Source organism: Microvirga arvi (assembly GCF_016892765.1).
Taxonomy (GTDB): domain Bacteria; phylum Pseudomonadota; class Alphaproteobacteria; order Rhizobiales; family Beijerinckiaceae; genus Microvirga; species Microvirga arvi.
In genome coordinates, this window is the sequence record NZ_JAFEMD010000036.1 from 19,265 (window position 1) to 33,804 (window position 14,540).

Here is a 14,540-nt window from a genome sequence, read left to right on the forward strand (position 1 = left end):
CATCCGTTCCATCAAAGAGAAAAACCCCGGCGGTGACCCACCGGGGTTTTTCTATACGAAGAAACGCTGACTTGGATCGCGAAGAAATCCTTCTCCGTCAGTGCAAGACCCTTCTTGAGGGTCGCGACCTTCACCTATATCGCACAGCCGATGCCGTCCGCATCTTCGTAGAGCGCACCCTAGGCATCGTATGCCACCTTGAGGATGCCGTAACGCGCGCCATCCATGGGCGAGCGTAGCGAGACCCGAAGATCTCGGATTGGAATGGACGATATGTTCATTTATTCCTTGTTATGATATATCTTTCTGATAACTTGGAGGATCTGACGTCCGGGCAGGTCTGCAAAGGGCCCCGGACCCTGGGGCCTTGACGCCCTGTTTCAAAAGGGGCAGCGCCATGGCATTCACAGTTTACCGGGCAGGTGCGGAGATCCAGGTCAATACCACCGTCGAAGGAGACCAGACCCGCCCAAGCGTCACCACCTTGAATGACAACGGCTGGATCGTCGCGTGGCGCGCCTCCGATGCGAATGGAACCGGCGTCTACATGCAGCGCTTCAATGCGCAAGGCGTGAAGCAAGGCGGCGAGATCCAGGTCAATACCGCGACAGCCTCGGATCAGTACCCGCCCGTGACCGCCGCGCTTTCGGACGGCGGCTGGGTCGTCGCATGGCAGAGCATTGCCGATTACAGGGTGCATCTGCAGCAATACGACAGGAACGGCAATCCCGTCGGTTCCGAGATATCCGTCTCCGGCTCTCGTCCCGTTTTTCCCGGCTACGATGCGCTTGGCCTCACCGGCCTCCCGGATGGCGGCTGGCTCGTCACCTGGTCGAGTTCGACCGGTACGACGAAGGACATCATGCAACAGAGGTTCGGCAGTAACGGCACCGAGCTTGGCGCTGCCGTGACGGTCAACACCGTGACAGCGACGCAGGAAGATTACTCATCCGTAACGGCGCTCAAGGGCCCAACCGGCGGCTGGGTCGTCGCCTGGAGCAGTGCCGTCCGCAACGACCCGGCAGCGGACGTTTTCATCCAGCTTTTCGATGCGAACGGCAACAAGGTCGGCGACAACATTCGTGTCGGACCTGCTGACCCGCTGGAGCAAAACCGCCCCAGGGTCGCGGCGCTCTCCGACGGCGGCTTCGTCGTCACATGGCACAGCAAGACCGAAGCGAATGGCTATGATGTCTACCAGCAACGCTACAGCAGCAGCGGAATGGCCGTCGGCGAGAACGAGCTGGTTTCCAAGACGACGACTGGGGTGCAAGAGGAGCCGAGCGTCACAGGGCTTTCCGACGGCGGTTGGGTGGTCACCTGGAATTCCGGCTTCGATGTTTTCCAGAGGCACTACGATTCCGAAGGCAGGACGACCGGCCCCGACCTTGTGGTTCCGGCATGGCTCGGCAGCTTTTCAAACTATCATTCCGAGGTTTCCGCTCTAGCTCAGGGTGGCTGGGTCGTAACCTGGCAGAATGAATGGCAAGACACGAGCAATTCTGCTGGCATTGCGCAACGTTCATTCACCCCCACGGGCGGCAATATCCTCACTACCACTTACGAAATCACCATCGGCACGGATGGCGATGAAACAGTGCAGGTCGAGCATGGCGGATTGTTCCGCGATGTCGTAGTCGGCAACGGCGGCATTGATACGCTGCAAATGGTGAATCGCGCCAACGTCGATTCGGAAACGATCGATCTGTTCAGCGCGCGCAGCATCTCCGGCATCGAGCGTCTGATCGGAACTGCCGATGACGATACCATCGTGACCGATGCCGGCCGCCTCGCCGATTTCACCTTCATCGACGGGGGCGACGGCGAGGACAGGCTCGAGCTTTTCGATGCCCTGAGCCCCTATGACCTGACAGCCAAGACCATCGAAGACATCGAACGCATCGTCCTCACGGATTTCAATGGTAAGGTTCTTGTCGACGAGATCGACATGGCACTTCTCGTCCATGCGGCCCAGGACGGCAATACGCTCGAACTGACCGTAGGTACCTTCGACTTCGAGCAGCGTCTGCAGCTCTTCCGCCAGGGCATCGACACGATCATCGCCGGCGGAATCACGTATCGATCCGGTGCGCCCGACATTGGAAACCTGAACGGCGATCAGGTGACCGGCTTCGCCGGCCAATCCGTTCGCCTCGACCGGGACGGCAACGCCATGCTGAGCGATTCCGTCGGGCGCTTCAATACCCTGACGGTGGTGATCACCAATCGCAATGCCGACGAGGATAGGCTCGGCATCGATACCAACGACTCGCCGGTGGCCCTGTCGAACGGCGTCGCGATCAACAGCGTGGTGTCCGTGAACGGGACCGCGATCGGCACGATCACGGCCGACGGCGATGCTCAAGGATTGACGGTCACTTTCAACGATGCCGCCACGGCGGCGCAGGTGCAGGCGCTCCTGCGGGTGCTGACCTATGTCAATACCAGCAGCGACTCAGCCGTGCAGCGGGCGCGGGACATCGCGATCACGCTCACCAATGACGGTGGCGACGCGACCACGGCGAACGTCACGGTCGATGTCAAGTCGGTCAACGTGCCTCCCGTCCTGCAGCTTCCGGCCGGCCCTCTATCCGGCGTCGATACCGCTCAGATGTCGCTCTTCGCCGGCGCATTGGTGCGCGACGTCGATATTGGTCAGACGATCACGGTGACGGTGACTCTCGACGACAGGGCCAAGGGCGTGCTGATCGCCGGCAAGGGTGGCCAGTACGACGCTGCGACCGGCGTCTTCACCTATCACGGCACCGCCGCAGGGGCCACCGAAGCGCTCAGCGCCCTGCAATTCGACGCACGCGACCGCAACGATACGATCGGCACGGTCGAGCGGACCACCTTCACGGTGGTGGTCGACGATGGGACAGCGACCGACACCGAGACCCTAGCGGTCGATACCCGCAGCGCCAACCGCGCCCCCGCCGCACCGGTGCTCACCGGCACGAGTGTCAACGAATTGGAAAAGGATGGCACGGTGGTGGGCACTCTCTTGGGCAGCGATCCCAATGGTGGCGACGCGCTCGTCTTCTCACTCGTCGGCGCGCCGCAGGGCCTGTTCGCCATTCGCGACAACAAGCTCGTTGTCGAGAACGGCATCGGGCTCGATTACGAGCAGGCGAGGTCCCACACATTCACCATCCGCGCTACCGATTCAGGCGGCCTGTTCAACGACCGGGTGGTGACGATCACGGTCGGCGACGTGAATCCGGAGCGCACCTCCGGCAGCAGCCGCAACGACCACATCGTCGGCGGCAGTGCGGCGGACGTGATCTCCGGCGGAGCCGGAGCGGACATCCTCGCTGGCCGGCTGGGCAAGGACACCCTGCGCGGCGACGGTGGTCGCGACGTCTTCGTCTTCGACACCAAGCCGAACAAAACCAAGAACGTCGACACGATCAAGGACTTCTCGGTCAAGGACGATTCGATCTGGCTTGAGAACGCGGTGTTCAAGACTGTCGGCAAAGGCACACCGGAGAACCCGGGGAAGATGAAGGCTGGCTTCTTCCATGCCGGCAAGTCGGCGCATGATCGCGACGACCACATCATCTACGACAAGGCAACCGGAAAGCTCTTCTACGACGAGGATGGCACCGGCCGCAAAGCTCAGGTCGAGATTGCGGTGCTGAAGAAGCAGCTCGCGATGACGGCGGCGGATTTCTACGTCATCTAAAGAAGGTTCGCCGCGGGGGGCATCCAAGATATCGGAGAAGAGGAGGCGCGCCATCCCCAAAGGCGCGATTCTCAGGCAAGGGCAGCGACGATCCAAGGTTTGACGGGGTTTGTCCACCCGCCGCCCCAGGTTCTGGCATGCTCTCCATCCGAACGGGACATCAGGAGCCAAGCATGACACGCCGGGAGGACAGCCAGTCCTTCCGTTCGATGGAGCGCTCTCGTTGCTCATCCTCCGTCTCAGATCACAAAGAAATCCTTTTGCGTCAGTGAGAGCCCCTTCTTGAGGATGGCGATCTTTACCTGTGCTGCCCGGCCGGTGCCGTCCATGTCGTAATAGAGCACACCCGAAGCCTTGTCGTAGATCACCCGGTCCAAGGCGTCATGCGCCGCCTTGCCGGTCCAGAACATATCTTTCGCCAGCTTGCCGGGCTTCAGCTCCGTGCCCTTGCCGATCTTCGTGAAGATCTTGTTGTCGAGCCAGATCGAATCGTCCTTAGCTGAGAAGTCGCCAATCTTGTCGACGTTGGTCTTCTTGTTCGGCTTGGTGTCGAACACGAAGATGTCCTTACCTTTGCCGCCGATGAGCACATCGTTGCCGAGACCGCCCCAGAGGATGTCGTTGCCCAAGCCGCCGCCGAGGCTATCCTTGCCGGCACCGCCCTTGATCACGTCGTTCGTGGACGCGCCAGCGGTGCTCTCAGGGCTCACATCATCGACCTTGAGCACCACGACCGTGTCATTCGACAGGCCCTGCGAATCCGTGGCACGCAGCGTGAAGACGTAGTCCTGGTGCTGCTCGTAATCGAGCTTGATGCCGTTCGTCACGACAAGATGGACGACTCCGTTGCGCGTCTCGAGCCGGACGGGAGCATTCTCGGCGCCCACAAGAGAGTATGTGACGGCATCGCCCTGATTCGGATCTGAGCCGCTCACCGTTCCGATGGAGGCTCCGTCTGCGGCCAGCTCTTTGATGCTGGCATTCGAGAGGATCGGCTTTCCGGGTGCGCGGTTTGCCGTTGCCGCATTGACTGTGATCGATCCAGTATTTTGCGCTCTGCCATCGGTGACGTGGATCGTGAATTCCGTCGACTCGATATGGCCGACGGGATCGCTGCGGTCGCGAGGATCGAACTGAAGCGCACGCAGATCATCAGTAACGTCGTCGGGATCGCCCGTCACCGTATACTTGCCGGTGGCGGGATCATAATTTCCAAAATTCTCACTGCCTAGAACGAGCCTCCCGTTTTCCGGAGAGAAGGAGACGGTGACGGTGACGTCGTCCTGGCTGTTGCCATCCTCGATGCGGATGTCGGCCAGCGGTGACACCAATCCGGTATCCGTACCGGGAACGGGGCCGGGGCTCCTGAAGGACACGGTGGGCGGGATGTTCTCTCCTTGACCGAGCACATTCACGTTGACCGTCGCGCTGGTGATGGAGCCTCCCACATCCTCGAGCGTGATATTGACAATGCGTTGGCCTGAGACCGTCGCTCCCGTTGCGATGTTCATATAGGACAAGGCCCGCAGAAGCTTCTGCACCCGCTCGGGGGTTGCGGTCGGGAGAAGACTGATGTCCAGCACGTTCTCATGGGTGACGTCATCCATGAACCAGCCCACGCCGACTCCGTCAACCGAGATTCCTCCATTCTCGACACTGACGCCGTTGGCGTTGCTGACGATCAACCGATCATGGCCGGGGACGAAATTGGTGATGGCGACGGTCAGGCGGAGGTATGACGGTGGAGCCGTGGGTACGACAGAGTCCATCTCGTCATCGAGCCGGACGGTCGAGCCTGCCTGAGCGAAGGATTGATCTCCGTTCAGGTTCAGGATCTCGCCCAGTGTCTTCAAGTAGGTTCCGCCATCATCCTGCACGGTCTCTATTCCCTGCTTGAACAGCCGGTATCGGTCGGCCTTCGTGAAGCTACCTCCGGAGAGAACCACCTTGTCATCGACCCCATCGCCATGGATCAGCAGACCTGTAGCCGCATCATCTGTCGTGACTGTCGTTGCGAAGTCTTTGAGAGTGATACGCTCGATCCCGGTGAGGCTCTTGCCGCTCAAATCGTATGCCCCGCCGTCGAAAAACTGTAGTTCGTCATCACCATCGCCGCCGTGGATGGTCATGATGTCTTTGAGGCGAGCCGCATCGGTGATGATCGTGTCGGCGCCGCTGGTTCCCTGGATGCTCTCGATGCCGCTGAATTCCAGCGGGGCGAAGAGATCGAGGAGCCCGGCCTCGATCATGAGGAGCCTGTCGATACCCCCTCCTCCGTCGACCTTGTCGTTGCTGGAGAGACCGCCGAGGCGGACCTCAAGAGTTTCTGCCACCTCGGAGCCATAGGCTATCTCGTCCGCGCTTGTCAGCACTGCTGTATCGGCCAGGGTGAAGGTGCGCTGCGCGACGCCGCTGGAATCGTCATTCCCGCCATACATGGTCGACCAGGCGACAACCCATCTGTTTCCTCCCAGATACGAGACATTCGTCTCCCGGTCCCAATAGCTCCCGATTCCCTTTGCAATGGGGATCTGCGGCCCAAGGGGTTCGCCGTCGCTGTTGAACAGGCGCTGGAAGACGTCGTTGTCGGTCGAGTGGAAAGAACCGTAATCAGTCGAGAAGGTGACAACGAAGTTGCCGTTCTCAAGACACTCAATGTCGGCATCGTGCTGCCGGCCGGCCGTCGCCGAGTTGACGCGCATAGGCTGGAACAACGTGTTGCCCTGGAGATCGAATTTCTGGACGTAAACCCCGTCCCCTTTGTCATCGGTGCCGGTCCAGACCAGCATGAAGCCGTTGCCATCGGGCAGGGCCTTGATCCTCGGCACCCAGTATTGGGTGCTTCCAACAGCAATCTGAAGATCGACCGTGAGAACCGAATCGCCGGCTTCGTTCAACGTCTGAAGATAAACCTGCCCTGGCGTCGTGGTGCTGGCCTTATGTGTCCAGACGACGATGGCCCCCCCATTGACGGCAACAGCATCGTGACCCTTGATGTCCAGGTTGGACATGGTGTTGATGCGGCGCTCGACGGGATTTCCGTTGTCCAGATATTGCGCCTGACCATTGGCATCGTAGCGCTGCTGATAGATCCCGCCCCGCGCGGCATCGACCCATGTCACCAGCCAGCCATCGGGCAGAACCGTTATCTTCGAGCCCCATTGATTCCCGCCGGTAGAGCTGTTGACCGGGACGTCGACCGGCTGATTGTTGTTCAGGAAGACAGGCCGGCCGGCGGCGTCGAACCGCTGCATGAAAATATCATTGTCAAAGCTGTTCGTGCGCCTCTGCCAAGTGACGATCCAACCATCCCCGAAGGCTGCAACCGATGCGTCGCTGTCGAAATTCTGGATGCCGGAAGCGACATTGACCCGCTGCTCGGAAGGATCGCCTGCCTGCTTGAAGAGCGGCGTACCGTCGGGATTATAAGCCTGATGGTAGACGCCCCGTTGGTCAGGTCCAGAGCCATCCCATGCAACGACCCAGCGACCGTCCTCAAGAAGTGCGGTCGAGGGTTTGCCCTGGTAGTCGGTGGTAAAGGTATTAACACGCGTTTCGCTGCCCAGCCGGACGACTGAAAAGGCCATTTCGATGCCCCTCAAGCAATAAATGCCCAGGCCTCCACCGCAAAGGTTCAGTCTCTGTCGATGAAAGAAGGCTAGAGGGCATAATTATGATTAAATTATTATACTGTTTCAACAACCTTTAGGAAAGATTGCATTGCAGCATGACCTCTCTGTCGAGAAGATCATGCACATTCGAACCGAGGGCCTCTTTCGATCCGATGCCCGATTGACTAGGCACCAGCATTGTTGCGGGCAATGGGTGTTTACTCCCCACAGCCGCTGCCAAGCACCATTCCTGCTGAGTCGCGGCGGCATGATGTTGGAGCAAGTCAGGCCACAACTCATCTGGACATCAGATCACGAAAAAGTCCTTGAAGCTCAGGCCGAGCCCCTTCTTCAGCTGTGCAATCTCAATTGCCGTCGATTGGGAGCCCGAGCCGTCCGCGTCGTAGGAGAGGATTCCGGTTTTCTTGTTGTAGATCAGGGTGTCGTTCTTGTCCTTGGCCCGGTCGATGGCGAAAGAGGATTTGATGAGCTGCGCCGGCGTAGTGAGGGATCCGGCCTTGCCGAGCTTGGTGAAGACCTTGTTCTCGAGCCAGATCGAATCGTCCTTCACGTCGAAATCGGTCAATCGGTCGACGTTCGTCGTCTTGCTCGGCTTAGTATCGAACACGAACACGTCTTGGCCAGCGCCGCCGGTCAGGACGTCCTTGCCCGCGCCGCCATAGAGCGTGTCGTTCCCGCCGTTGCCGATGAGAGTATCATCGCCGCCGAGACCCTTGATCACATCGCTTCCCGATGCCCCTTTCAGGGTATCCTTGCGCTGGGTGCCGATCACCATGTCGACACGATCAAGGAGATCGAGCGCAAGTATTTTTGAGACCCCGTTCTCGCCGTCGGAAACAGTAACCTGGAAGGAGCGATGTTGAGGGTTCTCGTAATCGAGCCTGACGCCTGAACGGACCACGACATCGTAACCGCCATCGCCTTTTTCGATCAGCGTGAAATACGTCGCGCTCGTGGCGGACAAGGTGTAGCTGGAAACCTCTCCCCCTTCAGGATCCGCCGCACTTAAGTGGCCGACAATGGTGCCGCCCTTGACCCCTTCGTCCACTGCCCGTGTAGCGAAGGTCAGAACGGGAGCCTCGTCCACATCGTCGATATCGAGCGTCATCGATTCCCGGACGGCGTTGACGCCGTCGGAGACTTCGACCGACAAGCTGTGATGCTGATTGTTCTCAAAATCGAGAGCCACGCCCGGCCGGAGGAGGATATCGTAGCCGCCGCCACTCTTCGCGAGCATGAACAGATGAGCATTGTCGCCGACCAGCTGATATGCGAGTGCATTCCCTTCCGGATCCGTCGCGGAGAGTTCACCCACCTTGGCGCCCTGGACATTCTCAAGCACGGTCACGGGAAGCAAATCGACTTGGGGCGCCTCGTTCGAGAAGCTCAGATCGAAACTCTCTTCGAAGGCGTTGAGCCCGTCGGATACCTGCACGGCGAAGCTGTGATGCGCGGGGTTGCTGAAACTGATCTCGACCAGGCTCCTGACGACGACGTTGCCCTCGACGACAGCGATCTCGAACAGATTCGCACTGGCCCCGCGGAGCGTGTAATCTACGGCATCATCTTCGTTATCCATTGCGGAGAGAATGCCGACAACGGTACCGGCAGGTGTGGTCTTCGCCAGATCAGCAGGCTCGAAGGTCACTTCCGGCGCCTGGTTCTCCACGAGGTTGATGTCGAAGGTTTCCTCGAACGTATTGAAGCCGTCGGAGACCGTCACGGTGAAGCTCTGGTGAGCCGCCTCCTTGAGGCTGAGCCTGACGCGCGAATCGACGACGACGCTCCAGGTCCCGTCGCGATTGTCCACGAGATCGAAAATCTCGTCGCTGGCCGCTGACAGGCTGTAGCTGACGTCGTTGCCCTCGGGATCGATAGCACTCAACGTGCCGACAGGCGTGCCGCCGCCCGCACCCTCCACGACATCCACGAAGTCCCAGGTCACCTCGGGGGCCTCGTTGGCGTCCGTGACCGTGAGCGTGATCGACTTCACGTAGGACAGAGCGGGGTTGCCGGAATCCTTGACCTTGACCCACAGGCTGTGGGTTCCAACCGCAAGCTCTCCCTTCACCAGGATCTCGTTGTCGACAATCTCGAAGAGATCGTGATTGCGCGTGGTTGTTCCCGGTCGCATCGGTGACGAAGGTATAGCTGAACTCATCCCCTTCGTCCGGATCTTGGCCCTGCAACGTCGCGACCACCGTGCCGAGATCTGCATTGTCGCCGACCGACCCGCCCGTCACCTCGATTCCGGTAGGCGCCTCGTTGACGTCGGTGACATCGATCTGGAACGAGGCGGGATCGACCGGCGTGTTCAGGCTGCCCGTCGCCTGAACCGCGATGGTGTACTGCCGCGGTCCGCCCTCAAACTCGAAGCTCGCGCCGGCCTTCACGACGATAGCATATTGCCCGCCTTCACCCTCGGCGATCTCGAAGCGTTCATCGTTGAGGGTGAACGTGAAGGTCTCGCCCTCTGCTCCATCCTCGATGCTCAGGATGCCGACCGGCCGGGAGGCCTGCGCATCCTCCGGCACGGAGTGCGATGAAAGATTGATGGTCGCCATGGATCTGCCCCGATGGATAAATTATTGTCTTTGAACAATGCGATTTTCTGTATCGGTATAATATTAATAAGGTCAAGCTGAGCAATGGTTCTGCCGGCTGCGGGCATGCCCTCAAGCCTGCATAACGGGTTTCGGCTGCGGCTCCCGGTCACCTGTTCTTGAAGGTCCGTGCCCATTTGACCGCTGGTCATCCAGGTCCGCCGTGCTAGCTTCGTGAAGGGGGGCGCCTGCACATCCGGTGCAGCGGGAGAGTTTTTGCATGAGCGACGGCCCGAACCCGACACCTGGGCAGAGCCACCTGAACCAGCGGTTTGGGCGATTGGTCTCTCACGCGCGCTGGTCCCTCTGGTGGGAGGAGGCCTGGCCCCGGCTCTGGCTGCCGCTTGCCATCATTCTTTTGTTCTTGACCCTGTCCTGGCTCGGCCTGTGGCTCGACCTGCCTGTCCTGTGGCGGAGGATCGGCCTCGGGCTCTTCGCCGCGGCCTTTCTCCTCTCGCTCTGGCCTCTGCTGCGCCTCAGGATGCCGAGCCGGACGCGCGCGCTCGATCGCCTCGACCGGGAGGCGGGCCTCACCACAGGGCCGGCCCGCGTCCTCGACGACGGCCTCGCCCTGGGCTCGGCCGATCCCGGAACCCGGGCCTTGTGGGCCCTGCATCGCAGGCGTGCGGAAGAGGCCGTCAGCCGGATGCGCGTGGGCCTGCCGCGGCCCGATATGCCCAGGCGCGACCGCTTTGCCTTGAGGGCGGCGGGCCTGCTTGCCCTGGTGACGAGCGCCTTCGTGGCCGGCCCGGAGATCGGCTCCCGCCTTGCGGCGGCCTTCGACTGGCGCAAGGTGGAGGCGGCGTCCGCCTCCTTCCGCATCGACGGCTGGATCGACCCGCCTCTCTATACCCGCACTCCGCCCCTCATGATCGACCTCGCCCGGGGCCAGAGCCTGAGGGCTCCGATCCATTCCACCGTGGTCGTCCGGATCGCGGGCGAGGGCAGCGCACAGGTCAAGCCAGGCAAGAATCTTGCGCCCCTGCCGCCGAAGACCGGCCAGCGGGCCGACATGCGCGAGGAGCGCTACAAGCTTGAAGGAAGCAGCGAGCTGACGGTCAGCACGGGCTTTGCCAACAGCGTGACCCTCACCATCGAGGCCATTCCCGACCGGCTGCCCGAGATCGCCTTCACCACTCCACCCGAGGTGAATGCGCGCGGCACCTTCACCCTCAGCTACAAGGGCAAGGACGATTACGGCATCGTCGCGCTCGAAGGGATCGTGGAGAAGGTGGACAAGAGCAAGGGCCGATCCCTGGTTCCTGCGCCTCAGCTCACCCTGGCTCTTCCCAGCCACGAAGAGAATGCGCCGGACACCAAATCTCCCGTCGATCTCACCAATCATGCCTGGGCGGGCGCACCGGTGACGATCCGGCTCAAGGCCAAGGACGAAGCGGGCCAGGAAGCCACGAGCGAGGCCATCACCTTCACCCTGCCGCAACGTCCCTTCACCAATCCCCTCGCCAAGGCTCTGGTGGAACAGCGGCGCACTCTCGTGCTGAGCCCCGACGACCGCAAGCGCGTGCAGGTGGCGCTCGATGCACTGCTGATTGCCCCCGAGGAATATACGCCGCAATGGGGCGTGTTCATGGGTCTGCGCACGGGCGCCGAGCGCCTGCGGGTCGCCAAGACCGACCAAGACCTGCTCGATCTGGCCGACTGGCTCTGGGCGATGGCGCTGCAGATCGAGGATGGCGGGCTCTCCGATGCGGAACGCGAGCTGCGCGCCGCTCAGGATCGCCTGAAGGAGGCCATGGACCGGGGCGCCGCGGACGAGGAAATCCGACGCCTGACGGATGAGCTGCGCCAGGCCATGGATAAATTCCTGAGAGAATTTGCCCAGCGCATGCAGCAGAACCAGCAGCAGTCACAGAACCAGAACCAGCGCTCCCCTGACAGGATGATCTCGCAGGATGACCTCAATCGCATGCTGCGGCAGATGGAGGAGGCCATGCGCCGCGGCGACGTGGCGGAGGCCCAGCGCCTGCTCGAACAGCTGCGCAACATTCTGGAGAACCTGCAGACCGCCCAGCCCAACAACCGCATGACCGATCCGCTCGGACGCGAGATGAACCAGGCCATGCAGGATCTCGAGGATATGGCGCGCGAGCAGCAGAACCTGCGCGACGAGACCTTCCGCGAGGGCCAGAACCGGCGCATGCAGCAGGGCGAGCGCAACGGCCAGCGCCAGCAGGGGCAACGACAGGGCCAGCGTCAGCAGGGGCAGCGGCAGCGGCAGCAAGGTCAACAGGGCGAGCAGGGCGAAGGCCAGGAGCAGGCTGAAAATGGGCAGGGCCAGCAGGGGCTGCGGCAGCGGCAGCAGGCCCTGAGAGAGAGGCTGGAGGAGTTGCAGCGGCGCATGCAGGGCATGGGCATGCAGGGCGAGCAGGGCCTGGGCGATGCCGAACAGGCCATGCGTGATGCCGAGGGCTCCCTCGGTCAGGGACAGGACGGTCCTGCGGTCGATGCTCAGGGAAGAGCTCTCGAGAACCTGCGCCGCGGCATGCAGGGCATGGCCCAGCAGATGCAGCAGATGCAGCAGGGCGACGGCCAGGGGAACGAACAGGCGGGCGACCAGCCGGGCCAGGGCAATCCGCAAGGTAACCAGCAGGCAGGGCAGCGCGACACCGACCCGCTCGGGCGACCCATGCGGAACAGAGACTACTCGGATGGCCGTGTCGAGGTGCCCACCCTGAACATGTCGCCGGCCCAGCGTGCCCAGCGCATCCTGGACGAGCTGCGGCGCAAGCTGGGAGACCCGACCCGTCCGCAGGAGGAGCTCGATTACTTCGAGCGGCTGCTGCGCAGGAACTGAGGCTTAGGGTCAACGGACCTCTTGCCTCCCCTACAGGTTCGGGCCACGGTCGCCCGAACCTTTCTATGGAATCAAGATGACGAGTTTTGCTGACCTGCTGGTGCCGATCGCGGTGGTTGCGGTTGCGTTCGTTCTGCTTCTGGGCCTCCTGAACATGCTGCGCGGCGGCAATGCCAATCGGTCGCAGCATCTCATGCGCATGCGCGTTCTGCTGCAGTTTATCGCCATCATCGTCATCATGGGCGTGATCTGGTGGAGAGCCGCCTGAGCATCGGATCCGGAGGCGGAAACACGACCTTTGTTCCCCTCGTCGATGAGCGTTTGTGAATGGCCTAGCTTTAGGCGTGGAAAACCGGGACCGGTTTTCCGCACGACGCTCCGGGCTTCACTGTATTGACACTTTTTCGCCATGGTTTGTATTAAGAGATCATTAGCCATAACGGCGTAGCCTGTTGGCGTTATTTTTATTGAGTTGTGGATCTCTTAATGCGCACCAGCCCAGCCATAGGCTTGAGCCTTCTGGTCCTGTTGATGGGATCGTCGGGCGTCCTGGGCTCCGATTTTAAGCGACAGGCGAATTCTTCCCTTCCGTCACCTCAACCGAGCCTTCTGTCCGAATTCCGTTTTGGACTCTCCGCGCAGGATCCTTGGGGCCGCGAAGGGCGCGATGGATCGGCCAACCTGACCGGCGAGATCCTTTTCGACAAGCCGTTCACCGCATCGGACCTTTTCACCAGCTATTTCATTCCGCGACCGCATATCGGCGGCAGCCTGAATTTCAACGACAGCACGAGCTTCGCCTATGCAGGCCTGTCCTGGACGATCGATGTCACGCCAAGCATCTTTGTCGAGGGCAGTTTCGGCGGCGCCATCCACAACGGCAGAGATTCATCCGATCGATTCTCCAACCGTCAGGCGCTTGGATGCTCTCCCCTGTTCCGTGAATCCGGATCGGTCGGTGTACGGCTCTCCGCCAATTGGAACGTGATGGCGACCATCGAGCACCTGTCGGATGGCGGAACCTGCTCGGACGAGAATAGAGGCTTGACGAATGTCGGCGCACGGGTTGGGTATTCGTTCTAGAGCATCGGACCCAAAAGTGGATTGCACTTTTGGGACCCATCCGATGCTACATTGAAGAAGAGCACATCCAACCTGTCAGGCCTTTCATGGTCGTTCTGAACCGCATCTACACCCGCACCGGCGACAAGGGCACCACCGCGTTGGCCGCTGGCGGGCGCCGTCCGAAATACGATCTGCGCATCGAGGCCTATGGCACGGTGGACGAGACCAATGCCTGCATCGGACTGGTCCGCCTCCACACGGCAGGCCACGAGATCGATAGCATGCTCGGCCGCATCCAGAACGACCTGTTCGATCTCGGCGCCGATCTCGCAACGGTCGAGACGGACAAGCCCCTACCCTATGAACCCCTGCGCATCACCCAAGCGCAGGTGGATCGCCTCGAGCAGGAGATCGATCGTCTCAACAGCGAATTGTCGGTGCTCCGCTCCTTCGTGCTCCCGGGCGGCACGCCTGCCGCCGCAGCGCTTCATCTTGCCCGTACAATCTGCCGCCGTGCGGAGCGGCATGTGGTCGAGCTCATGGAAAAGCCGGACGAGAAGGTCTCTCCGGAATCCGTGAAGTACCTGAACCGTCTGTCCGACTTCCTTTTCGTCGCATCCCGCTACGTCAACGACAAGGGTGCGCTCGACGTCCTCTGGGTGCCGGGGCAGAACCGGTAGCGCATCGGATACTCCCAAAAGTTGATTTCCCTTTTGGGTTCGATGCTTTAGGAGCGGATC

General features: G+C 61.1%; 8 protein-coding genes. 6 read left to right on the plus strand and 2 right to left on the minus strand.

The annotated features are described in order from the left end of the window. Window positions 1-397 precede the first annotated feature (397 nt). Window positions 398-3,685 (plus strand): calcium-binding protein, encoded by a 3,288-nt coding sequence (locus ILT44_RS20090; RefSeq protein ID WP_204241396.1) that lies wholly within the window; start codon window positions 398-400, stop codon window positions 3,683-3,685. A 239-nt stretch (window positions 3,686-3,924) separates the two neighbouring features. Here the strand turns inward: ILT44_RS20090 and ILT44_RS31655 are convergent, their stop codons facing one another. Then, the gene (locus tag ILT44_RS31655) at window positions 3,925-7,272 is read right to left on the minus strand and encodes a cadherin domain-containing protein (protein WP_305070715.1); all 3,348 of its coding nucleotides are present in this window, start codon (window positions 7,270-7,272) and stop codon (window positions 3,925-3,927) included. Between the two features lie 331 nt (window positions 7,273-7,603). After that, window positions 7,604-9,451: a M10 family metallopeptidase C-terminal domain-containing protein gene (locus ILT44_RS20100; protein WP_204241397.1), complete on the minus strand. Its 1,848-nt coding sequence runs from the start codon at window positions 9,449-9,451 to the stop codon at window positions 7,604-7,606. Between ILT44_RS20100 and ILT44_RS20105 the strand changes: the two genes are divergently transcribed. The 5 genes from ILT44_RS20105 to ILT44_RS20125 all read left to right on the plus strand — a co-directional run bounded on the left by ILT44_RS20105 (window position 9,426) and on the right by ILT44_RS20125 (window position 14,480). Continuing rightward, a complete protein-coding gene (locus tag ILT44_RS20105; protein WP_204241398.1) occupies window positions 9,426-9,863 on the plus strand; it encodes a hypothetical protein in 438 nt (145 codons plus the stop codon). The two genes, ILT44_RS20100 and ILT44_RS20105, sit on opposite strands and share 26 nt — an antisense overlap. A 277-nt stretch (window positions 9,864-10,140) precedes the next feature. Next, window positions 10,141-12,735, plus strand: a complete 2,595-nt coding sequence (locus ILT44_RS20110; protein ID WP_204241399.1) for a TIGR02302 family protein — start codon at window positions 10,141-10,143, stop codon at window positions 12,733-12,735. 76 nt (window positions 12,736-12,811) lie between these two features. Next, the gene (locus ILT44_RS20115) at window positions 12,812-13,003 is read left to right on the plus strand and encodes a twin transmembrane helix small protein (RefSeq protein WP_204241400.1); all 192 of its coding nucleotides are present in this window, start codon (window positions 12,812-12,814) and stop codon (window positions 13,001-13,003) included. 218 nt (window positions 13,004-13,221) lie between these two features. Then, complete coding sequence (locus ILT44_RS20120; RefSeq protein ID WP_204241401.1) at window positions 13,222-13,818, plus strand: acyloxyacyl hydrolase; 597 nt, start codon at window positions 13,222-13,224, stop codon at window positions 13,816-13,818. A gap of 86 nt (window positions 13,819-13,904) precedes the next feature. Beyond that, window positions 13,905-14,480 (plus strand): cob(I)yrinic acid a,c-diamide adenosyltransferase, encoded by a 576-nt coding sequence (locus ILT44_RS20125; RefSeq protein WP_204241402.1) that lies wholly within the window; start codon window positions 13,905-13,907, stop codon window positions 14,478-14,480. Window positions 14,481-14,540: the final 60 nt, after the last annotated feature.